This is a genomic window from Streptomyces sp. LS-MS-L19 (genome assembly GCF_058382285.1).
This window is the reverse complement of record NZ_JBYCLL010000001.1, coordinates 8,010,660-8,031,795: the sequence shown is the minus strand read 5'-3', so window position 1 is coordinate 8,031,795 and position 21,136 is coordinate 8,010,660. Positions and strand designations below refer to the sequence as shown.

Here is a 21,136-nt window from a genome sequence, read left to right as displayed (position 1 = left end):
CCGGGCGGGACAAACCCGGGACACGCGCGCCAACCTGCGCACATGCAGTACGTTCGGGTCATGCCCCAGCCCGCCAAGTCGTCCCGTACACCAGCCACGCCCGACGCGCCGGAGAGTGCCGCCGGCAGCCGCGCGGCCGCCCAGCGGCTCAAGATGCGCCGCGAACTGGCGGCCGCCGCGATGGAGCTGTTCGCCACCAAGGGGTACGAGGCGACCACCGTCGACGAGATCGCGGCCGCGGCCGGAGTCGCCCGCCGCACCTTCTTCCGCCACTTCCGCTCCAAGGAAGAGGCGATCTTCCCCGACCACGACGACACGCTGATCAGGGCCGAGGCGGTGCTCAACGCGGCGCCGGCGCACGAGCATCCGCTCGACACGGTGTGCCGTGGCATCAAGGAAGTCATGAAGATGTACGCGGCCCGGCCGGAGATCTCCGTCGCCCGCTACAAGCTGACGCGCGAGGTGCCGACGCTGCGGGAGGCGGAGATCGCGTCGGTGGCCCGGTACGAGCGGCTGTTCACGCGGTACCTGCTCGGGCACTTCGACGAGCACGCCCACGACGACGACGCCAACGACGACCCGCTGCTCGCGGAGGTCGCCGCGTCCGCCGTGGTCACGGCCCACAACCACGTGCTGCGGCGGTGGCTGCGGGCCGGGGGCCAGGGGGACGTGGAGGCGCAGCTGGACCACGCCTTCGCGATCGTGCAGAAGACCTTCGGGACGGGCATCGGAGCGGGGCGGGACACCGGCACCGCACCGCGGCCGGCTCCCGCCGCGGTGACGTCCCAGGGCGAGGTGCTGGTGGCCGTGGCTCGCACCGACGCGCCGCTCGACGAGGTGATGCGGGCCATCGAGCAGGTGCTCAAGGAGCGCTGAGCGGCTCCTCGTCGCTCTATGGACGGCCGGTGACGGCTGTGATGACGGCCACCCTTCGGGGTGGCCGTTTTGGCATGTCAGGGGCCCATTTCAGGCAGCTTCCGAGCCCCGTTCGATCGATCATCGCTCATTTGTTACGTAAAGATTTCATCTGAGAGCAATCCATGGCACTCAGTGCCTTGCGCGGTGGCACGCGGTGTCTTACGTTGAGGGTGTCCGGGCGGCCGGCGTGCAGAGACCTTTCGTACGTCGGCTGTCCCAGCAAGTCATCGATTTGCCCGCCCGGACGCCTGCGTCACAGGCAACCTCCCGCGCCACAAAGCGCTGCCGAACAGCACCACCGCCGAACCGACGGCACCGACGTAACCCTCAGCGTCTCCCCTCAAGACGCCATTCGCCGGAGGCAACACCGTGACCGTGAAGGACATCCTGGACGCGATCCAGTCGCCGGACTCGACTCCGGCCGACTTCGCCGCACTGCCGCTCCCCGAGTCGTACCGCGCGATCACCGTGCACAAGGACGAGACGGAGATGTTCGCGGGCCTGGAGACCCGCGACAAGGACCCGCGCAAGTCGATCCACCTCGACGACGTGCCCGTGCCCGAACTCGGCCCGGGCGAGGCCCTGGTCGCCGTCATGGCATCGAGTGTCAACTACAACTCGGTGTGGACCTCGATCTTCGAGCCGCTCTCGACCTTCGGCTTCCTGGAGCGCTACGGCCGTACCAACGACCTGGCCAAGCGCCACGACCTGCCGTACCACATCATCGGCTCCGACCTCGCGGGCGTCGTCCTGCGCACCGGCCCCGGCGTCAACGCCTGGAAGCCCGGTGACGAGGTCGTCGCGCACTGCCTGTCGGTCGAGATGGAGTCGAGCGACGGCCACAACGACACCATGCTCGACCCCGAGCAGCGCATCTGGGGCTTCGAGACCAACTTCGGCGGCCTGGCAGAGATCGCACTTGTCAAGTCCAACCAGCTGATGCCGAAGCCGGACCACCTCAGCTGGGAGGAGGCCGCCGCCCCGGGGCTCGTGAACTCGACCGCGTACCGGCAGCTCGTCTCCCGCAACGGCGCCGCCATGAAGCAGGGCGACAACGTCCTGATCTGGGGCGCGAGCGGTGGACTCGGGTCGTACGCCACGCAGTTCGCCCTCGCCGGCGGCGCCAACCCGATCTGTGTCGTCTCCAGCGACCAGAAGGCGGACATCTGCCGCTCGATGGGCGCCGAGGCGATCATCGACCGCAACGCCGAGGGCTACAAGTTCTGGAAGGACGAGCGGACCCAGGACCCCAAGGAGTGGAAGCGCTTCGGCAAGCGCATCCGTGAGCTCACCGGCGGCGAGGACATCGACATCGTCTTCGAGCACCCCGGCCGCGAGACCTTCGGCGCCTCCGTCTTCGTCACCCGCAAGGGCGGCACCATCACCACCTGCGCCTCGACCTCGGGCTACATGCACGAGTACGACAACCGCTACCTGTGGATGTCCCTGAAGCGGATCATCGGCTCGCACTTCGCCAACTACCGCGAGGCCTGGGAGGCCAACCGGCTCATCGCGAAGGGCAAGATCCACCCGACTCTCTCCAAGGTGTACTCCCTGGAGGAGACCGGCCAGGCGGCCTACGACGTGCACCGCAACCTCCACCAGGGCAAGGTCGGCGTGCTGTGCCTCGCCCCCGAGGAGGGTCTCGGCGTGCGCGACGAGGAGATGCGCGCCCAGCACATCGACGCCATCAACCGCTTCCGCAACATCTGAGACACCCGGGGTCATAGATGACTGAGCGTCAGAACGCCGACGGGGCAAGGGAGCCCGCGCCTGCGCCGCAGGCGCAAAGGGAAAAGGACCGGCCGTGGCTCATGCGCACGTACGCCGGTCACTCCACGGCCGAGGCGTCCAACGAGCTGTACCGGCGCAACCTCGCCAAGGGCCAGACGGGTCTGTCGGTCGCCTTCGACCTGCCGACCCAGACCGGCTACGACTCCGACCACATCCTCGCCCGCGGCGAGGTGGGCCGGGTCGGCGTGCCGATCGCGCACCTCGGTGACATGCGCCGGCTGTTCCAGGACATCCCCCTGGAGCAGATGAACACCTCGATGACGATCAACGCCACCGCCATGTGGCTGCTGGCGCTCTACCAGGTCGTCGCCGAGGAGCAGGGTGCGGACATCACCAAGCTCCAGGGCACGACCCAGAACGACATCGTCAAGGAGTACCTGTCCCGGGGGACGCACGTCTTCCCGCCGGGGCCCTCGCTCCGCCTGACGACGGACATGATCGCGTACACGGTCTCCCACCTGCCCAAGTGGAACCCGATCAACATCTGCAGCTACCACCTGCAAGAGGCGGGCGCCACACCGGTCCAGGAGATCGCGTACGCGATGTCCACGGCGATCGCGGTCCTGGACGCCGTCCGGGACTCCGGCCAGGTGCCGCAGGAGCGCATGGGCGACGTCGTCGGCCGGATCTCCTTCTTCGTGAACGCGGGCGTCCGCTTCATCGAGGAGATGTGCAAGATGCGCGCCTTCGGCCGCATCTGGGACCGGATCACGCTGGAGCGGTACGGCATCCAGAACCCCAAGCACCGCCGCTTCCGGTACGGCGTCCAGGTCAACTCCCTCGGGCTGACCGAGGCGCAGCCGGAGAACAACGTCCAGCGGATCGTCCTCGAGATGCTGGCCGTGACCCTCTCCAAGGACGCACGCGCGCGTGCCGTGCAGCTGCCGGCCTGGAACGAGGCGCTGGGTCTGCCCCGGCCCTGGGACCAGCAGTGGTCGCTGCGCATCCAGCAGGTCCTCGCCCACGAGAGCGACCTGCTGGAGTACGAGGACATCTTCGAGGGCTCGCACGTCATCGAGGCGAAGGTCGCGAAGCTCGTCGAGGAGTCCCTCGCGGAGATCGAGCGGATCCAGGAGATGGGCGGCGCCATGGCGGCCGTCGAGTCGGGCTACCTGAAGTCGCAGCTCGTCTCGTCGCACGCCGAGCGGCGGGCTCGTATTGAGTCCGGTCAAGAGAAGATCGTGGGCGTCAACATCTTCAACACGACCGAGCCGAATCCCTTGACCGCGGATCTCGATCAAGCGATCCAGACAGTCGATCCAGCTGTCGAGGCCCGGGTCATCGCGTCGCTCCAGAACTGGCGCGACACCCGCTACCAGCCGCCCTTCAACCACCCGCGCCCGTGCAAGGCGCTGGAGAAGCTGAAGGAGGCCGCGCGCGGCACCGGCAACCTCATGGAGGCCACCCTGGAGTGCGCCCGCGCGGGTGCCACGACCGGTGAGTGGGCCGGAGCGCTGCGGGAGGTGTTCGGGGAGTTCCGGGCGCCCACGGGCGTCTCGTCGGCGCCGGTCGCGGTCCCCGCGGAGGAGGGCTCGGCGATGGCCGAGGTGCGCCGGAAGGTGGACCTCACGGCGAAGGACCTCGGCGTCGGCAAGCTGCGCTTCCTGGTCGGCAAGCCGGGTCTGGACGGGCACTCCAACGGGGCCGAGCAGATCGCGGTGCGCGCGCGTGACGCCGGCTTCGAGGTGGTCTACCAAGGCATCCGGCTGACCCCGGAGCAGATCGTGGACGCGGCCCTCGCGGAGGACGTGCACGCGGTCGGCCTGTCGATCCTGTCCGGCTCGCACGCGCAGCTGGTTCCGGACGTCCTCGAACGGCTCCGTGTGGCCGGTGCCACAGATATACCTGTCATCGCCGGTGGGATCATCCCCAATGGAGATGCCGAGCAGCTGCGGGCAGCCGGCGTGGCCGCGGTCTTCACCCCGAAGGACTTCGACATCACCGGAATCATCGGCCGGATCGTCGACGAGATCCGCAACGCGAACAAGCTCGACCCCCTGGAGGTCCCCGCATGACCGTCAACCGTCTGCGTCCCCGCCGCTCGTGTCTCGCGGTACCGGGAAGCAACCCCCGCTTCCTGGAGAAGGCGCAGGGCCTCCCGGCGGACCAGGTCTTCCTCGACCTGGAGGACGCGTGCGCCCCGCTCGCCAAGCCCGAGGCGCGGCACACCATCGTCAAGTTCCTCAACGAGGGTGACTGGACCGGCAAGACGAGGGTCGTGCGGGTCAACGACTGGACGACCGAGTGGACGTACCGCGATGTCGTCACGGTCGTCGAAGGGGCCGGCCAGAACCTCGACTGCATCATGCTGCCGAAGGTGCAGGACGCCCAGCAGATCGTCGCCCTCGATCTCCTGCTGACGCAGATCGAGAAGACGATGGGCTTCGAGCTCGGCAAGATCGGCATCGAGGCGCAGATCGAGAACGCGCAGGGCCTCAACAACGTCAATGAGATCGCTCAAGCCAGTCAACGTGTCGAGACGATCATCTTCGGCCCGGCCGACTTCATGGCGTCGATCAACATGAAGTCGCTGGTCGTGGGCGAGCAGCCGCCCGGCTACCCGGCGGACGCCTACCACTACATCCTGATGAAGATCCTGATGGCCGCCCGCGCCAACAACCTCCAGGCGATCGACGGCCCCTACCTCCAGATCCGCAACATCGACGGCTACCGCGAGGTCGCCCAGCGCGCCGCCGCGCTCGGTTTCGACGGCAAGTGGGTGCTGCACCCGGGCCAGGTCGAGGCGTCCAACGAGATCTTCTCGCCCTCCCAGGAGGACTACGACCACGCCGAGCTGATCCTGGACGCGTACGACTACTACACGTCCGAGGCGGGCGGCAAGAAGGGCTCGGCGATGCTCGGCGACGAGATGATCGACGAGGCCAGCCGCAAGATGGCCCTGGTCATCTCCGGCAAGGGACGCGCGGCCGGCATGCAGCGCACCTCCAAGTTCGAGATCCCGGAGGCCTGAGCGCGATGCAGTTCGGACGCACCTACGAGGAGTTCGAGGTCGGGGCGGTCTACAAGCACTGGCCCGGGAAGACGGTCACGGAGTACGACGACCACCTCTTCTGCCTCCTCACCATGAACCACCACCCGCTCCACATGGACGTCAACTACGCCGAGAAGACGACGGACTTCGGCAAGAACGTGGTGGTCGGGAACTACATCTACTCCCTGCTGCTCGGCATGTCGGTGCCGGACGTCTCCGGCAAGGCGATCGCCAACCTGGAGATCGAGTCGCTGAAGCACGTGGCACCGACCTTCCACGGCGACACGATCTACGGCCAGACGACCGTGCTCGACAAGTGGCCCTCCAAGTCGAAGAACGACCGCGGGATCGTCTACGTCGAGACCAAGGGCTACAAGCAGGACGGCACGCTGGTCTGCGTGTTCCGCCGCAAGGTCATGGTGCCCACCGAGACCTACATCAAGGAGCGCGGCGGCGAGCAGCCCGGCCGCCCGGAACTTCAGGAGGGCTGACCCCCATGGCACGCCTCGCCCAGACCGCCGGTCTGACCGACATCCAGCAGGAGATCCTGTCCACCGTCCGGGACTTCGTGGACAAGGAGATCATCCCGGTCGCGACCGAGCTGGAGCACCGCGACGAGTACCCGCAGCAGATCGTCGACGGGCTCAGGGAGTTGGGCCTGTTCGGCCTGATGATCCCCGAGGAGTACGGCGGTCTGGGCGAGTCCCTCCTGACGTACGCGCTGTGCGTCGAGGAGATCGCCCGCGGGTGGATGTCGGTGTCCGGCATCATCAACACCCACTTCATCGTGGCGTACATGCTCAAGCAGCACGGCACGCAGGAGCAGAAGGACCACTTCCTGCCACGCATGGCGGCCGGCGACATCCGGGGCGCCTTCTCGATGTCGGAGCCGGGCCTGGGTTCGGATGTGTCCGCCATCACGTCCAAGGCGGTCAAGGACGGCGACGAGTACGTCCTGAACGGCCAGAAGATGTGGCTGACCAACGGTGGAACGTCAAGTCTGGTCGCCGTTCTCGTCCGAAGTGATGAAGGACACCCTGAGGGCACCGCGCCCCACAAGTCGATGACCACCTTCCTGATCGAGAAGGAGCCCGGCTTCGGAGAGGTCCGGCCCGGCCTCACCATCCCCGGGAAGATCGACAAGATGGGCTACAAGGGTGTCGACACCACCGAGCTGATCATGGATGGCCTGCGACTTCCGGCCGATCGGGTGCTCGGCGGGACCACCGGCCGAGGTTTTTACCAAATGATGGACGGCGTGGAAGTGGGTCGCGTGAATGTGGCGGCGCGTGGCTGCGGCGTCGCTCAGCGCGCCTTCGAACTGGGTGTCCAGTACGCCCAGCAGCGCCACACTTTCGGCAAGCCGATCGCCCAGCACCAGGCGATTCAGTTCAAGCTGGCCGAGATGGCTACCAAGGTCGAGGCCGCGCATGCGATGATGGTCAACGCGGCACGCAAAAAGGACTCCGGGGAGCGAAACGACCTTGAGGCAGGGATGGCGAAGTACCTCGCCTCCGAATACTGCAAGGAGGTCGTGGAAGACGCCTTCCGGATCCACGGCGGCTACGGCTTCTCCAAGGAGTACGAGATCGAGCGCCTCTACCGTGAGGCTCCGATGCTGCTGATCGGTGAAGGTACCGCCGAGATCCAGAAAATGATCATCGGTCGCAGGCTGCTCGAAGAGTATCGGTTCCAGGGCTAGATGTCCGGATACGGGGTGTTTTCTTGGAGAAGAAGATCACACCCCGTCAACGGGCTTCAGCCGCCGACTCGGCTTCCTGGCTTGCCCAGTTGTGGCCTCCGACCGGTACGATCCCGGAAAGCCGCCGTCCCCCGTCTAGTGCGCGGCATCATCCGCTACGAAGGTCATCCATGCCCCACAGCCAAACCTCTGCACCTCGCGACAGCCTGGCAGGCGTACGCCTCGCGCGCGGAGCATCGCCGTGGCTTCTTCCGACCGTCGCCACCGCAGCCGTAAGCCTGCTGCGCGCACGCCGCTCCGGCGTCGCGAAGGCCGTCGCCGTGCCCACCACCGCGCTGGCGGCGGGCATGCTGTGGTTCTTCCGCGACCCCGAGCGCGAGATCGCCCCGGGCCGGGTCATCTCCCCGGCCGACGGTGTGGTGCAGAGCATCATGCCGTGGAAGGACGGTCGCACCCGCGTCGCGATCTTCATGAGCCCGCTCAACGTCCACGTCAACCGCGCGCCGCTCTCCGGCACGGTGACGTCGGTCGAGCACATCCCCGGCGGGTTCGTTCCGGCGTTCAACAAGGAGAGCGAGAACAACGAGCGCGTCGTCTGGCACTTCGACACCGAACTCGGTGACATCGAGATGATCCAGATCGCCGGCGCGGTGGCCCGCCGTATCGTCCCCTACATCCCGCAGGGCACGAAGGTCGAGCAGGGTGACCGCATCGGTCTGATCCGCTTCGGCTCGCGCGTCGACATCTACCTGCCCGAGGGCGTGGAGGTCGCGGTCGAGGTCGGCCAGAAGACGACGGCTGGGGTGACTCGCATTGACCGTGATTGATCCCGAGACCCAGGCGGGCTGGGTGCCCGAGGCCGACGAGGTCGACGACGAGGAGGAGATGCCTCTTTCTCTCCGCCTCTCAATAGCGGACACCCTCACCCTCGGCAATGCCACGTGCGGCTTCATGGCGGTGTACTTCACCACCACCGGCATCCTGATCCCGCACCTCACCGACAGCCAGGAGTCCGGCATGGCGCGCAACAGCGCGGCCACCGCCGTCATCCTGATGCTGTGCGCGGCGGTCTTCGACCTGTTCGACGGCCTGGTGGCGCGCAAGCTGCGGTCCTCGCCGATGGGCGCGGAGCTGGACAACCTCTCCGACCTGATCAGCTTCGGCCTCGCGCCGGCGTACTTCGTCCTCGTCTACGGCATGGTGGCGGACGACGCGTCGCAGAAGGTGGCCGCGGTCGGGGCCGTGGTGGTGCTGCTCGCGGTGGTGCTGAGACTCGCGCGGTTCTCCTGTGTGACGGTGAAGGACGGCACGTTCCAGGGCATGCCGTCGCCGTTCGGGGCGCTGACGGTGGTCTCGATCGTCCTTCTGGAGCTGCCGTTCGTGGCGACGCTCCTGGCGATCCTGGGGACGGCGTGGCTGATGGTGAGCCGGGTCGAGTACCCGAAGCCGCGGGGCCGCCTCGCGGTCGGGATGCTCTCCTGGATCGTCCTGGGCATGGGCCTGCTCGCGGCCTGGGCGTTCGGCGCGCCGGGCGGCCAGCTCCTCCTCCAGACGGGGTGCGCCCTCCAGCTGGTCATGGGCGCGGTGATCCCCCTGTTCGCCACGGCCCGCCGGGTGAACAACTTCCGCGACAACAGGCGTGAGGCGCGGGCGGCACAGCTGCCGTAGCCTCCGCGGCACACTTTTCGAGGGGCCCGAACCGGTACCGGTTCGGGCCCCTCGTCGTTGCGGTCCGGGTGAGCCGATGTGGCGGGGTGCCCGGTAACAGGGGCGGGGAGTGCAGCGGGCTGCCGACCGCAGGAGCCCCAGGAGCCCTGGAGGCGTTCGGAGGGATCCGCGTCTCGGCCGCCGAGCGCACCTCCGGCACCGCGACCGGGATACGGCCCCTCACCTGGTCCGCCCAGCACCCACCCTCAGTCGCTCACGCCCCCGGCGTGTACCCCTCCGCCGTCTCCGACGCCCCCGCCTCCCGTACGACCTTCATGCCGCCCGTGACGCTCTTGTCGGGCTGGAGGATCACGCTCTCGCGGGACGACGGGGTCTTCGGGTCGGTGAAGTCCTGGGTGACGCCGAAGCCGATGTCGTAGGAGTTGATCGACAGCAGGGCCTTGCCGACGCCCTCCCTGGTGAGGTCCTTGTTCGTGCAGGCCTTCTTCAGGGCCTCGCCGAAGGCCGACGCGGCGGTCCAGCCGGCGACGATGCCGTTGTCCAGGGCGTCGTCCGGGTACGCGGCCCGGTAGTCGGCGACCAGCTTCTTCGCCTCGGGCGTGTCCGCGCCGATGGGGAGCGAGGGCGAGGCCACGTAGTAGTTCTTCATCAGGGCCGGGCCCGCCTGGGTCGCCAGGAGCTGTGGCGCGAACGCCGAGTTGTTGCCGATGACCGGCACGCCGAAGCCGCTCGCCGCCGCCACCCCGACCAGCGAGGCCGCCTGCCGCGGCCCGGCGCTGATCACGATCGCCTTGACCCCGGCCTGCTTGAGCGCGGTGACCTGGGCCGTCATGTCGTTGTCGGTCGGCTTGATCTTCTGCTCGACGACGGTCAGCCCGGCCTCCTTCGCGATGTGCCGCGAACCGGCCAGCGCGCTCTCGCCGTAGTCGCCCTCGAAGTACACATGGCCGATCTTGTCGCCCTTGTTGATCCCCTTCTCCTTGATCAGGAAGTCGACCGCGTTGATGGTCTCGATGTCGTACGTCGATCCGATGACCCGGATGTAGGGGCTGCCGAGCAGCGCCGACGACCAGGCCTGCGGCAGCACCAGCCCCTTGTCCTGGCCGTCGATCCGCTGCTTGACCGCGGCGACGAAGGGCGAGCCGATGAACTGCGTGAAGCCCAGCACCTTCGGTTCCAGCTCGGTGTAGCCGGAGACGGCCTTCTGCGGGTCGTAGCCGTGGTCGCGGACCGAGAGCGCCACCTTGTGGCCGCAGACGCCCCCGGCGGCGTTGAGCTGCTTCACGTACAGCTGCTGGGCCTGGGTGACGCTCTTGCCGAGGGTCGCGTAGACGCCGGTCATGTCGGTGAGGGCGCCGAGGGTGATCGTCTTCCCGGAGACGCCCTCCCCGGTCCTCACCCCGCCCGCGGCCGCCTTGTCGCCGTCCCCGTCGGAGTCCTTGGCCTTGGAGCTGCACCCGGCGAGTACCAGCAGCGCGGCGAGGGCACCGGCGGCGGTCCTGGTCACGTATGTCGTCGTGATCATCGTTCCTCCGTGTGGGTTCTGGTGCGACGCCGGGCGGCCACGCTGACCAGACCGCCGGGCAGGAACAGCACCACCAGCACGACGGCGGCGCCGTAGAGGTACCGGGACGCCTCGCCCGGTGCGATCCCGCCCGTGCCGGGGGCGGAGACGAGCGGCAGCGCGTCGCTCCATCGGGTCAGCAGCTGTGGCAGCAGGGACACGAAGACGGCTCCGGCCACCGCCCCGGAGACCGAGCCGAGCCCGCCGATGACGATCATCGCGAGGTATTCGAGCGAGAGCGTGATGCCGAAGTAGTCGGGCACCGTCCGCTGGAAGACCAGCGCGAGCAGGACGCCCGCGAGGCCCGCGTACATCGACGACAGCACGAAGACCGCGGCCCGCCGGCGGGCGACCGGCACGCCGAGCACCCCGGCCGCGATGCGGTGGTCGCGGATGGCGTTCATGGCCCGTCCCGGACGGCCGCGCAGGACACCGCGTGCGAACAGGGCGCCCGCCGCCAGCAGGACCAGACCCGCGTACCAGAGCTTCTCCGCCGACCCGAACGGCACCGCGGCGACGAGGAGTTCACGGTCGTCGAAGGTGAGGCCGAACAGGCTCAGCGGCGGCACGTCACGGCCGTTGGCGCCGCCCGTGAGGTCGTGCGCGTTGAACATCACGTGCTGGCCGATGAAAACCAGCGCGAGCGTGGCGATGCCCAGGTAGGCGCCGCTGAGCCGCCCGGAGATGGGGCTGAACAGCCCGCCCGCGACCCCGGCGACCAGCACCGCGAGCACGGCCGCGAGCCAGGTGGGCAGGCCGAGCCCGGTCAGCCCGTCGCCGCCGTCGGCCGCGAACACGCAGTAGCCGTAGGCCCCGACGGCGAGGAAGAAGGCGTGACCCATCGAGAGCTGTCCGGTCGCGCCGGTGAGGAGGTTGATGCCGATCGCGCCGATCGCGGCGGCCATCGCGAACAGCCCCGCCTGGAGCCAGAAGCGGTCCAGGTAGAAGGGCAGGGCGAGGAGCAGGACGGCCGCCGCGGTCCAGAGGTAGGTCCGCGCGCCCAGCAGCCTGAGCGGTCTCACCAGGGCCTCAGACACGGGCGAGCTCCTTGGTGCCGAACAGCCCCGCGGGCCGTATGAGCAGGATCGCGACCATCACGAGGTAGGGGGCCAGGTCCCCCAGCCCCCGGCCCAGGAAGGTCAGATCGCTCTGGTAGCCGGTGGCCAGGGATTCCGTGACCCCGACCAGCAGGCCGCCGACCAGGGCGCCCGTCGTCGAGTCGAGGCCGCCGAGGATGGCCGCCGGGAAGGCCTTGAGGGCGGCGAGCGAGGTGGCCCGTTCCAGTCCCGGGGTCGGGAAGACGGTGAGGAACAGGGCGGCCACGGCGGCGAGTCCGCCCGCCACCGCCCACGCGCCGAGCGACACCCGGCCGAGCCGTACGCCCATCAGCGCGGCCGTCTCCGCGCTCTCCGCCGCCGCCCGCATCGCCACGCCCCACGCCGTGTACCGGAAGGCCAGCAGGAACGCCGTGATGAGCAGCGCGGCGGCCACGAACGCGGCGATCCGGGTGTGCGCGAGGGAGATCGGGCCGAGCCGCAGCACGGCGTCGCCCCACGGGTCGCCGAGGGCGAGGACGTCGGTGCCGATACGGCGGGTCAGTTCGGTGGTGAGCAGGATGTCGACGCCGATGGTGACGATCGCCAGCACGCTGTGGTCGCTCCCCCGGTACCGCCGCATCACCAGGAACTCCACGGCGGCCCCGACCAGCGCGGCCCCCGCGATCCCGACGAGCAGCGCGGGCCAGAACCCGAGGTCGTCGTGGAGGCTCGCGGTGACGTATCCGCCCGCCAACAGCAGGGAGGCGTGGGCGAAGTTGACGACCTCGGTGGCCCGGAAGATCACCACGAAACCGAGCGCGATCAGTGCGTACACCGACCCCAACGAGACGCCGTTCAGCAGGATCTCGGCGAAGGTGCTCATGACGCCGTCCCCAAGTACGCCTGTACGACCGCGGGATCGTTCTGTACGTCCGCGGGGGCGCCGTCGGCGATCCGGCGCCCGAAGTCCAGTACGGTCACCGCGTCTGCGAGCCGCATCACCACCCCCATGTCGTGTTCCACCAGCACGATCGAGATGCCGAGGGAGTCGCGGACGCCCGCGATCACCGCGGCCGTCCGACGCCGTTCGTCGGCGGTCATGCCCGCGACCGGCTCGTCGAGGAGCAGCAGCCGCGGTTCCATGCAGAGCGCGCGGGCGAGTTCGGCGAGCTTCTGCTGCCCGTACGGCAGGGAGCCCGCCGGACGGTCCAGGCAGTCCGCGATGCCGACGAACTCGGCGATCTCCCGGACGCGTTCACGGTGCCGGTGCTCCTCCCGGGCCGCCGACGGCAGTCGAAGTCCCGCGGCCAGGAAGCCGGTTCGGGTGAGCCGGTGACGGCCCAGCAGCAGGCAGTCCTCGACGGAGGCGCGGGGCGGCAGCGCGAGGTTCTGGAAGATGCGGGCCACGCCGAGCGCGGCGATGCGGTGCGCGGGCAGGCCGGTGAGCTCGTGTGCGCCGAAGCGGACACTGCCCGCGGTGGCCCGGTAGACGCCGGACAGGACGTTGAAGCAGGTCGACTTTCCTGCCCCGTTGGGGCCGATGAGGGCGTGGACGGTGCCGGGGCGGACGGTGAGGTCGACGTCGTCGAGGGCGGTGAGTCCGGCGAAGCGGACGGTGAGGTGACGTACGTCCAGGGGCGGGATGTCCGGCTTGTTCACCCTTCCCACCTCGCCAGGGTCCGTCCGGTGGCCTGAGCCGCGTCCGCCGCCGCGTCCTCGTCGACCACGCCGAGGTAGCGGCGGCGGACCTCGTCGGAGGCGGCGAGTTCCGCGGCCGGGCCCGACAGGGTGACCTCGCCGACTTCGAGGACGTACGCGCGGGTGGCGAGGCTCAGGGCGAGGGCCGCGTTCTGTTCGACGAGGAGGACCGAGGTGCCCTGGGCGTTGATCTCGCGGACGGTGTCGGCGATGCGCCGGGCCATGAGCGGGGCGAGGCCGAGGGAGGGTTCGTCGAGGAGCAGGACGCGTGGGCCGGCCATCAGGGCGCGGGCGACGGCGAGCATCTGCTGTTCGCCGCCGGAGAGGAGTCCGGCGCGCTGCGCGGCGCGTTCGGCAAGGACGGGGAAGAGGTCGTGGACGCGGTCGAGGGCCATGGAGCGGCCCGATCTGCTGCCGCCGAGGGCGCCGGCACGGAGGTTGTCGGCGACCGTCATGCGGGCGAACACCCGTCTGCCCTCCGGGACTTGGGAGACCCCGGCGGCGACCACCCGGTCCGGGGCCAGGTGGTCGAGGCGGCGGCCGTCCAGGGTCACCGTGCCCCCGGTGACCGCGCCGCCGTGGAAGGAGAGGGTCCGGCTGATCGCCCTCAGCAGGGTCGACTTGCCGGCACCGTTTCCGCCGAGCAGCGTCACCACGGACCCCTCGGGCACCTCCAGGGACACCCGGCGCAGGGCGCGCACGGGGCCGTATCCGACCGACAGGTCCTGGACGACCAGTCCGGCTCCGGTCATCGACTCCCCCCTTGTCCGTACTCGGTGTGGCGCTCACCCCAGCACCGGCGGGGGCGTGCGTCCACGGCCCCCGGCGGAATCGCTGCGGGTGCCCAGCGGGCCGGTGCCGCCGTTGTGCGCGCGCACAACACCGCGTGTCAGGGGCCTGTGCGAGGTCGGGTCCGGGTGGCATCCTCCGGGAATGGGAGGGCGACGACCGCGGACCGGTCATGACTGGAAGCTGCTCGCGGAGTCCTGCACGGCTCTGCTGGAACGGGTGCCGGAGCTCGTCGACGAGCACCTGCGCCAACTCACCGACCACTCCCCCGTCTACGGGCAGGTGCTGCCGTACGACCAGCAGTGGCGGGAGGCCGAGGAGGCGATGCGGATCGGCATCGAGACGATCTCCGCGCCCCGGGACTCACCGCGCCGCGACCTGGAGTACGCCGAGGACGCGGGCCGGCGCCGGGCCCACCAGGGGCTGCCGCTGGACCTCCTGGTGCACGCCTACCGGAACGCCGGCTACCTGGTGTGGGACGCGCTCGTGGAGGGGACGACCGGGCGGGAGCCGGAGCGGCTCGCGGCGCTGATGCGGTCGACGACGATGGTGTGGTCGGCGGTGGACGCACAGGCGCAGACTGCCTCGGAGGCGTACCGGGCCACCGAGGCCGAGCTGCGGCGGCGCACCGACGAGCAGTTGCAGGCGCTCCTGGACGCCCTGCTGGAGGGGCAGGCGACACCCGGGCTCGCGGCGCGGGCGGCGGCGGGCCTCGATCTGCCGGAGCACGGGCCGTACGCGGTGGTGGTGCTGCGGGCCGAGCGGCGGGAGTCCGCCGAGCGGCCGCTGCGGGGTGCCGGGTTCCGGTTCATCTGGCGGATGCGGGCCGACGGCGAGGTGGCGGTCGTGGCGCTCACGCCCGGTCAGGGACTGGACGCGGTGGTGCGGTCGCTGGAGGGGCGTTGTGCGGGGCCGGGCGGGATCAGTCCGGTGGTGCCGGGCCTGGCCGAGCTGGGGCGGGCCCGGCGGCTCGCCGAGCTGGCGCTGCGCACGTGTCCGCCGGACGGCACCGCGGTCGTACGCCTTGATCAGCGGATGCCGACCGCGCTGGTGGTGAGCCAGCCGGAGCTGGCCGACCGGCTGGTGTCGGACGTGTTCGGGGGGCTCCTGGAGCTGGAGCCCGCCGACCGGGCCGTGCTCCTGGAGACCCTCGACGTGTGGCTGCTGTGCGAGGGCTCGGCGGGGCGGGCCGCCGGACGCCTGTACTGCCACCGCAACACGGTCTTCAACCGGTTGCGGCGACTGGAACAGCTCACGTCCCGGTCGCTGGCCCGGCCGCGGGACCTGATCGAGATGACCCTGGCGCTGGACGCGTACCGGTTGTCGGGCGGGCGGCGCTGAATTCGGAGGACTGAGGACACCGCAGAGGACGTCCTGGCCGGTCTCAGACCAGGAAGTCCCGGCCGATCCGCTCCGCCACGTCCTCCAGGATCGGGCCCGCCTCCGCGATGCACTTCTGGATGTCCGGCTCGGCGTCGGTGAGCGGGTAGGCGCGGCGGATGCCCGCCCGGCCGATGGCCTCCGGCGGCAGCGCGAGGCGGCCGCACACGGCGACGACCTCCTTGCCCTTGGCGCGGGCGGCCGCGGCGACGCCCGCCGGGGCCTTGCCGTGCAGGGTCTGCTCGTCGAGGGAGCCCTCGCCGGTGATCACCAGGTCGGCCCATTCCAGTGCGGGCGCGAAGCCGAGGACGTCGAGCATGACGTCGATGCCGGGGCGGAACCGGGCGCCGATCAGGAGGGCGCCGTAGCCGATGCCGCCGGCCGCGCCCGCACCCGGTGAGGCCGCGTACTCGGCGGCCTTCGCGCCGACGGCGTCCTCCAGGACCTTCGCGTAGTGGGCGAGGGCGCTGTCCAGGGCCTCGACGTCGTCCGGGGAGGCGCCCTTCTGCGGGCCGTAGACCGCGGGCGCGCCCTTGGGGCCGGTCAGCGGGTTGTCGACATCGCTGGCCAGGATGAACTCGACGGCCGCGAGCCGCGGGTCCAGACCCGACAGGTCGGCCGTGGCGAGGTCGGCGAGGCCTCCGCCGCCGGGGGCCACGGGCTCGCCGTCGGCGTCCAGGAAACGGGCGCCGAGGGCCGAGAGCATGCCGGCGCCGCCGTCCGTGGTGGCGCTGCCGCCGACTCCGAACACGATGGTGCGGGCGCCCGCGTCCAGCGCGGCGCGCAGCAGCTCGCCGGAGCCGTACGTGGACGCCGTGAGCGGGGCGAAGACGCCGGCGGGCAGCCGCTGGAGACCGCTGGCCTCGGCCATCTCGACGACGGCGGTCTCCGCGCGCACCGCGAAGGCGGCGGTGATCTCCTGCCCGAGGGGCCCGGCGACCGCCACTTCCCGACGCTCGAATCCGGCCGCGACCGCGGCGGCGACGGTGCCGTCACCGCCGTCGGCGACGGGCAGCGCCTCGACCTCCAGGTGCGGCACGACCCGGCGCAGCCCCGCCGTCACCCGCTCGGCGACCTGTACGGCCGTGAGCGAGCCCTTGAACTTGTCCGCGGCGATGAGCACGCGCTGTGTCACGTCTTCCCCTTGCTCTCCGGGCCTCGTGCACGTCAAGGCCAGTCGCGCCGCTGCGACCTTAACCGGAGACGGCCCCCGGCGTCATGCACCGACCAGACCCTGAGAAGGCCCTGCGAACCCTCTGTGCGGTTCTCCGGAATGGGGTAAACCGGAGCTATGACCCCTGTGGGCACTGAGCCAGAGCTCGCCGACCGCGTCCTCGGGGGCTGGCTGGGCCGGATCGCGGGCAACATGCTCGGCAAGCCGGTCGAGCAGGGCGACCTGTGGACGCGGGACCGGATCGACCGCTATCTGCGGCAGGCCGCCGCCCTGCCCCTGACCGACTACCTTCCCGAGCCCGTCGGCGAGAGCGACGGCTTCGAGCTGCGGCCCGAGTGGCGCGAGTGCGTGCGCGGCCGTATCCACGGCAGCTGCCGCGACGACGACGTCGACTACGCCATCCTGGGCCTGCATCTCCTGGAGACCCACGGCTTCGGCTTCAGCACCGAGCAGGTCGGCGACCTGTGGCTGCTCAGGCTGCCGTACCTCCAGACGTTCACCGCCGAGCGGGCCGCCTACCGCAACCTCGCGAACGGACTGAAGCCGCCGCTGACGGCGACGTACGACAACCCCTGCCAGGAGTGGATCGGGGCCCTCATCCGCGCCGACATCTACGGCTGGACCTGCCCCGGCGCCCCGCGCCGCGCGGCCGCGCTGGCCCGCCGGGACGCGGTGCTCTCACACACCGGGAACGGCGTGTACGGGGCGATGTGGGCGGCGGCGCTGATCTCGGCGGCGTTCACGGTGGACACCGTGCGCCAGGCCGTGGACCAGGCGCTCGCGGTGATCCCCGCGAGCAGCCGGCTCGCCCGGACCGTACGGCGGGTGGTTTCCCTCCATGACACCCGGATGACCTGGGAGGACACCCTGACGACGGTCTCGGAGGAGACCGCGGGGCTGGGCTGGATCCACACGATCCCCAACGCGGCCGTCCTGACCGCCGGACTGCTGTACGGCGACGGCGACTTCACCCGCTCGATCACGCTGACGGTCCGGGGCGGCCTGGACACCGACTCCAACGGCGCGACCGCGGGCTCGGTGGCCGGGGTGCTCACCGGGGCGGAGGCGATTCCGGCGCAGTGGACGGAGCCGCTGGAGGACCGGGTGCGCAGCGCGGTGTTCGGCTTCGACGGGGTGCACATCAGCGAACTGGCGGAGCGGACGGTGCGGTTGGTGGGGGTGGAGGACTGACGGGAACGGTCCCTGAAGGGGCCCCGCCGGATCTGGCTACCCTTCGAAGGTGACCACCACCGAAGACTTCGCCGCGTACATCGCCGGTCTGCCCCGTGTCCTCGCCGGTGCCGCGGCCCTGTTCCGGGACGCGGAGGGGCGGGTGCTGCTCGTCGAGCCCAACTACCGGGAGGGCTGGGCGCTGCCGGGCGGCACGATCGAGTCCGACCAGGGCGAGACCCCCCGCCAGGGTGCGCGCCGCGAGACCCTGGAGGAGATCGGCCTGGACCGCGAACTCGGCCGCCTGCTGGCGGTGGACTGGGTCCCGGGTACGACGGTCCGCCCGCCCCTGGTCGCCTACCTCTTCGACGGGGGAGTCCTCACCGAGAACGACCTCAAGGCGATCCGCCTCCAGGAGCAGGAACTCCTCTCCTGGCGCCTCGTACCACGCGAGGACCTTCCCGAGTACCTGCTGGGCGCCCTGGGCCGCCGGGTCACGGCCGCGCTGGACGTCCTCGCGGAGGGCGCGGGGGCGGTGGAGCTGGAGGACGGGGAGCGGGTGGGCTGACCGCGCGTCCGCGTTCGGCCGTCATCACTCCACCCCGACAGGCACCACCTGACCACTGCTTCCTCACCGCCGTCACTCCATGAATCCGGGCCCGGACGCTGTGTATTTCAAAAAAGGTCCGGGCGCCACTGCACGTTCGGCCCGCCCCGTGCCACTCACGTGTGGAGGCAACAGGCAGACGCCTCATCCGGCAGCGGCCGGCGGCGGTGCGCGACAGCGTCGCCGTACGGCGCCTGAGGCCGAGCACGGTGGGGACGGGGGGAGGAGACGACCATGGACAGTTCGCCGAGTCGGCGCGCCGTGCGGGTCACCGTGAAAGCGACGGCGGACATCTCGTCGAGGACGCCCCTAGGGCCCGTTCCCCTTCGGCGACATCACGAATACCGGCGCTTGTTCGAAACCGAACAGCCCGCGTTCCGTTGTCGTCGAAGAATCGATCACCACCGCACCAGAACCCGAACTGATTCACGGTTTACGGGACTTGCGGTCGAACGCCGCCATCCGCATCGCACGATGCCTCTTGGTCATGTCACTCCTTTGCATCAGGTGTGCATGACCATTGAGGAGGGATGCACGGTGGGGCGTCGACAGGAACCGAGTGGCGACGACTTCGACAGCTTCTTCCGGCAGGAATACCGGAAACTGGTCGGGTTTCTTCGATGGATCGGCGCCTCACAGGAGGAAGCGGAGGACTCGGCGCAGACCGCGATGCTCAAGGCCCTCGAGAAGTGGACCGAGATCGAACACCCGCGAGCGTGGGTCCGCACCGCCGCCGAGCGGCACTTCCTGCGCTCGGCGGTCCGGGACCTCGATGCTCCCGCCCGGGCGATCAAGGGCGGCTGGGGCGTCAGCGAGGAACTGGCCTGTCCGGAATCGCCGTCGAGGGACGAGGAACAGTCGGTCCTCGCCCTCCTGGGCAAACTCGGCTACAAGCAGCGGCAGGTGATGGCCTATTACATCGACGGATTCGGTCCCACCGAAATAGCCGACCTCATCGGCGACAACCCGGCGACGGTCCGGTCCAATCTGCGGTCGGCGAGAATCAATCTCGATCGCATTCTTCAGGAGAACAGCGCTGCGGTCGACGGACACGGCAGTAAGGAGGAACGATGAGCACCCGGAATGACGACAACATCGCCGCGACGATTCATGATCTCCTTACATCGATCGGCGCGCACACTCCGGGACCCGACCTGGAAGGGAGCGGTGTCGGACAGCGGATCCAGGAATTCCGGGATGCGCTGGACGCGCGGATCGAGGCGGAGATCCCGGACACCGAGGTCGACCAGAAACTCCTGGAGATCAAGCTGGAGGCGGCTCGTCGAGCCGTGCTCCGGGACCACGAGTCGGGGAGCACGGCTCTTCAGGAGTTCCTCAACCTGGCCGCGGTGGCGGAGCGTGACGGGGGGAGGTCCGAAGGGCGCGCCCCGCGCACGCCGCCGGCCCGGACCGGCAGAAGGCACTGGTGGTTCCGGCTCGGGACAGGCCTGCTGGTCGCACTGCTCAGCCTGGCGCTCACACCACTGGGGCAGGGAATCCTGCCCCAGTGGTGTGAGACCTTGCTCCCGAGTGTCGCCCTCGGCATGTCCGGCCCCGCCGTTCTGCTCGCCGTCATCCACTTCCGGGGCCTGCGCGAACGCCGGTCGGAGGATCTCCGGCCCGAGGCCCTGACGGTGGACGGCTCCCGACCGCTCGCGCAGGCCGACAGTCCCGCGCCCCTGCGCAGAGGCCGGCGCGCCCTGGACGTGATCGTCTCCGTCTCGTTGCTGTGGACGTCCCTTCCGATGCTGGTGGCCGCCACGGCGGGAATCCGGATGACGTCAGTGGGGCCCACACTGGTCCGACGTCCCCGGGTGGGGGCCGGCGGACGTCTCTTTCATCTTTACGACTTCAGAACCCAGGACAGCACGGGGAACAGGACCCGGGTCGGCGCACTGCTCCAGGAATCCGGTCTGGACGCGTTGCCGCGACTGTGGAACCTGCTCCGGGGCGATGTCACTCTGCTCGGACCACCGGCCGAGCATCCGGCGATGGCCGAGGCCTATTCCGAGAAGTACCGCTGGGTGTTCGCGTGCCGTCCTGGCATCATCGGGCCGTTGTGGAACGAACCGGTCGGGCCCGATGCTGTTCTGCCGAAGGGCTCGGACGCCTGGCACCACTACCTCGACAACGTGGTCCCGCACCGCGTCACGGCGAACAGAGCCTTTTACGACGGTCTTTCAGGACTGATGACCGCGCGCCTCGTGGCCCGGATGCTGTTCAGCTCAAATCCCTTCACCAGTAAACCCGATCCGGCCCGGGGCCACCGCCTGGCACATCAGCATCAGCTCTGCCTCACCGTGTGGCAGTGACCCCGGCGGTCCGGCCTAATGAACGGCCGCGAATATCATGAGAAGCAGGATCACCACCGCGAGGCCCAGACCACCGGCCACACAGGTGATCACGACTGACCCGGTGGCAGCATAAGCACTGGCCACGCTGACGGTGACCGAACTGAAAGTCGCTCCGACCGATCCAGGGGTGATCTTCGAGCGTGCAGAATTCCCGTTCGTTTTCCGGCGGTTGACGGGCTTTCCCATGACAGCCCTCTCCAAGGGGTGCAGATCGCGGCTCGGGTCCTCGACCGACCCGGGCCGCGTTTTTCTTGTTTGTTGCAAGTGAGTGACGCGGGCCCGTCGTTAT

General features: G+C 69.8%; 20 protein-coding genes. 13 read left to right on the top strand and 7 right to left on the bottom strand.

Translation table 11 applies throughout. The annotated features are described in order from the left end of the window. Positions 1-60 precede the first annotated feature (60 nt). From AC2XR2_RS35815 to pssA, 8 genes are all read left to right on the top strand, one after another. Positions 61-876, top strand: coding sequence for a TetR family transcriptional regulator (locus AC2XR2_RS35815; protein WP_491517318.1), 816 nt, complete (start codon positions 61-63; stop codon positions 874-876). A gap of 411 nt (positions 877-1,287) precedes the next feature. Beyond that, positions 1,288-2,631 (top strand): crotonyl-CoA carboxylase/reductase, encoded by a 1,344-nt coding sequence (gene ccrA / locus AC2XR2_RS35810; protein WP_381306996.1) that lies wholly within the window; start codon positions 1,288-1,290, stop codon positions 2,629-2,631. A gap of 17 nt (positions 2,632-2,648) precedes the next feature. Beyond that, positions 2,649-4,727 carry a protein meaA gene (locus tag AC2XR2_RS35805; RefSeq protein ID WP_449349250.1) on the top strand — a complete coding sequence of 693 codons (2,079 nt, stop codon included), beginning with the start codon at positions 2,649-2,651 and terminating at the stop codon, positions 4,725-4,727. Next, positions 4,724-5,683, top strand: a complete 960-nt coding sequence (locus tag AC2XR2_RS35800) for an HpcH/HpaI aldolase/citrate lyase family protein (protein WP_330263503.1) — start codon at positions 4,724-4,726, stop codon at positions 5,681-5,683. The genes AC2XR2_RS35805 and AC2XR2_RS35800 overlap by 4 nt, the downstream gene beginning before the upstream one ends. Before the next feature lie 5 nt (positions 5,684-5,688). Then, the gene (locus tag AC2XR2_RS35795) at positions 5,689-6,195 is read left to right on the top strand and encodes a MaoC family dehydratase (RefSeq protein WP_007385824.1); all 507 of its coding nucleotides are present in this window, start codon (positions 5,689-5,691) and stop codon (positions 6,193-6,195) included. A 5-nt stretch (positions 6,196-6,200) separates the two neighbouring features. Continuing rightward, complete coding sequence (locus tag AC2XR2_RS35790) at positions 6,201-7,406, top strand: acyl-CoA dehydrogenase family protein (protein WP_381306991.1); 1,206 nt, start codon at positions 6,201-6,203, stop codon at positions 7,404-7,406. 170 nt (positions 7,407-7,576) lie between these two features. Continuing rightward, the gene (locus tag AC2XR2_RS35785; RefSeq protein WP_330263504.1) at positions 7,577-8,233 is read left to right on the top strand and encodes a phosphatidylserine decarboxylase; all 657 of its coding nucleotides are present in this window, start codon (positions 7,577-7,579) and stop codon (positions 8,231-8,233) included. 22 nt (positions 8,234-8,255) lie between these two features. Next, the gene (pssA, locus tag AC2XR2_RS35780; RefSeq protein WP_028808900.1) at positions 8,256-9,074 is read left to right on the top strand and encodes a CDP-diacylglycerol--serine O-phosphatidyltransferase; all 819 of its coding nucleotides are present in this window, start codon (positions 8,256-8,258) and stop codon (positions 9,072-9,074) included. Positions 9,075-9,327: 253 nt separating this feature from the next. On the opposite strand, the gene AC2XR2_RS35775 is transcribed toward pssA, so the two are convergent. Genes AC2XR2_RS35775 through AC2XR2_RS35755 form a run of 5 tightly spaced genes read right to left on the bottom strand, consistent with a single transcriptional unit; the run spans position 9,328 to position 14,125 of the window. Beyond that, positions 9,328-10,599, bottom strand: coding sequence for an ABC transporter substrate-binding protein (locus tag AC2XR2_RS35775; RefSeq protein WP_491517317.1), 1,272 nt, complete (start codon positions 10,597-10,599; stop codon positions 9,328-9,330). Continuing rightward, positions 10,596-11,675, bottom strand: coding sequence for a branched-chain amino acid ABC transporter permease (locus tag AC2XR2_RS35770; protein ID WP_381308098.1), 1,080 nt, complete (start codon positions 11,673-11,675; stop codon positions 10,596-10,598). Before AC2XR2_RS35770 ends, AC2XR2_RS35775 begins: the two co-directional genes overlap by 4 nt. Next, the gene (locus AC2XR2_RS35765; protein ID WP_491517316.1) at positions 11,668-12,558 is read right to left on the bottom strand and encodes a branched-chain amino acid ABC transporter permease; all 891 of its coding nucleotides are present in this window, start codon (positions 12,556-12,558) and stop codon (positions 11,668-11,670) included. Before AC2XR2_RS35765 ends, AC2XR2_RS35770 begins: the two co-directional genes overlap by 8 nt. Next, complete coding sequence (locus AC2XR2_RS35760) at positions 12,555-13,319, bottom strand: ABC transporter ATP-binding protein (protein ID WP_381308106.1); 765 nt, start codon at positions 13,317-13,319, stop codon at positions 12,555-12,557. Before AC2XR2_RS35760 ends, AC2XR2_RS35765 begins: the two co-directional genes overlap by 4 nt. Positions 13,320-13,330: 11 nt before the next feature. Next, entirely contained in the window at positions 13,331-14,125 is a 795-nt protein-coding gene (locus tag AC2XR2_RS35755; RefSeq protein ID WP_491517315.1) for an ABC transporter ATP-binding protein, read from the bottom strand. Positions 14,126-14,306: 181 nt separating this feature from the next. Here AC2XR2_RS35755 and AC2XR2_RS35750 point away from each other — a divergent pair, with 181 nt between their 5' ends. Continuing rightward, positions 14,307-15,503 carry a PucR family transcriptional regulator gene (locus AC2XR2_RS35750; RefSeq protein WP_491517314.1) on the top strand — a complete coding sequence of 399 codons (1,197 nt, stop codon included), beginning with the start codon at positions 14,307-14,309 and terminating at the stop codon, positions 15,501-15,503. 43 nt (positions 15,504-15,546) lie between these two features. On the opposite strand, the gene AC2XR2_RS35745 is transcribed toward AC2XR2_RS35750, so the two are convergent. Continuing rightward, on the bottom strand, positions 15,547-16,665 hold the full coding sequence (locus tag AC2XR2_RS35745; protein ID WP_491518562.1) for a glycerate kinase: 1,119 nt from the start codon (positions 16,663-16,665) through the stop codon (positions 15,547-15,549). A 168-nt stretch (positions 16,666-16,833) separates the two neighbouring features. On the opposite strand from AC2XR2_RS35745, the gene AC2XR2_RS35740 reads away from it, so the two are divergent. The 4 genes from AC2XR2_RS35740 (at position 16,834) to AC2XR2_RS35725 (ending at position 20,805) form a co-directional block, all read left to right on the top strand. Further along, positions 16,834-17,907, top strand: coding sequence for an ADP-ribosylglycohydrolase family protein (locus AC2XR2_RS35740; protein ID WP_491517313.1), 1,074 nt, complete (start codon positions 16,834-16,836; stop codon positions 17,905-17,907). 49 nt (positions 17,908-17,956) lie between these two features. Continuing rightward, positions 17,957-18,454, top strand: coding sequence for an NUDIX domain-containing protein (locus AC2XR2_RS35735; RefSeq protein ID WP_491517312.1), 498 nt, complete (start codon positions 17,957-17,959; stop codon positions 18,452-18,454). Positions 18,455-18,727: 273 nt separating this feature from the next. Continuing rightward, positions 18,728-19,567 carry an RNA polymerase sigma factor gene (locus AC2XR2_RS35730; protein ID WP_491517311.1) on the top strand — a complete coding sequence of 280 codons (840 nt, stop codon included), beginning with the start codon at positions 18,728-18,730 and terminating at the stop codon, positions 19,565-19,567. After that, positions 19,564-20,805 (top strand): sugar transferase, encoded by a 1,242-nt coding sequence (locus AC2XR2_RS35725; RefSeq protein ID WP_491517310.1) that lies wholly within the window; start codon positions 19,564-19,566, stop codon positions 20,803-20,805. The genes AC2XR2_RS35730 and AC2XR2_RS35725 overlap by 4 nt, the downstream gene beginning before the upstream one ends. A 15-nt stretch (positions 20,806-20,820) precedes the next feature. On the opposite strand, the gene AC2XR2_RS35720 is transcribed toward AC2XR2_RS35725, so the two are convergent. After that, on the bottom strand, positions 20,821-21,033 hold the full coding sequence (locus AC2XR2_RS35720) for a hypothetical protein (RefSeq protein ID WP_381308084.1): 213 nt from the start codon (positions 21,031-21,033) through the stop codon (positions 20,821-20,823). Positions 21,034-21,136 lie beyond the last annotated feature (103 nt).

Bases quoted from the DNA above. Each gene is read 5' to 3' on its own strand.
- AC2XR2_RS35765 (WP_491517316.1), bottom strand. From the start codon at position 12,558: ATGAGCACCTTCGCCGAGATCCTGCTGAACGGCGTCTCGTTGGGGTCG.
- AC2XR2_RS35800 (WP_330263503.1), top strand. From the start codon at position 4,724: ATGACCGTCAACCGTCTGCGTCCCCGCCGCTCGTGTCTCGCGGTACCG.
- AC2XR2_RS35790 (WP_381306991.1), top strand. From the start codon at position 6,201: ATGGCACGCCTCGCCCAGACCGCCGGTCTGACCGACATCCAGCAGGAG.
- AC2XR2_RS35750 (WP_491517314.1), top strand. From the start codon at position 14,307: ATGGGAGGGCGACGACCGCGGACCGGTCATGACTGGAAGCTGCTCGCG.
- AC2XR2_RS35785 (WP_330263504.1), top strand. From the start codon at position 7,577: ATGCCCCACAGCCAAACCTCTGCACCTCGCGACAGCCTGGCAGGCGTA.
- AC2XR2_RS35815 (WP_491517318.1), top strand. From the start codon at position 61: ATGCCCCAGCCCGCCAAGTCGTCCCGTACACCAGCCACGCCCGACGCG.
- AC2XR2_RS35805 (WP_449349250.1), top strand. From the start codon at position 2,649: ATGACTGAGCGTCAGAACGCCGACGGGGCAAGGGAGCCCGCGCCTGCG.
- AC2XR2_RS35730 (WP_491517311.1), top strand. From the start codon at position 18,728: ATGGACAGTTCGCCGAGTCGGCGCGCCGTGCGGGTCACCGTGAAAGCG.
- AC2XR2_RS35795 (WP_007385824.1), top strand. From the start codon at position 5,689: ATGCAGTTCGGACGCACCTACGAGGAGTTCGAGGTCGGGGCGGTCTAC.
- AC2XR2_RS35775 (WP_491517317.1), bottom strand. From the start codon at position 10,599: ATGATCACGACGACATACGTGACCAGGACCGCCGCCGGTGCCCTCGCC.
- AC2XR2_RS35740 (WP_491517313.1), top strand. From the start codon at position 16,834: ATGACCCCTGTGGGCACTGAGCCAGAGCTCGCCGACCGCGTCCTCGGG.
- AC2XR2_RS35725 (WP_491517310.1), top strand. From the start codon at position 19,564: ATGAGCACCCGGAATGACGACAACATCGCCGCGACGATTCATGATCTC.
- AC2XR2_RS35755 (WP_491517315.1), bottom strand. From the start codon at position 14,125: ATGACCGGAGCCGGACTGGTCGTCCAGGACCTGTCGGTCGGATACGGC.
- AC2XR2_RS35720 (WP_381308084.1), bottom strand. From the start codon at position 21,033: ATGGGAAAGCCCGTCAACCGCCGGAAAACGAACGGGAATTCTGCACGC.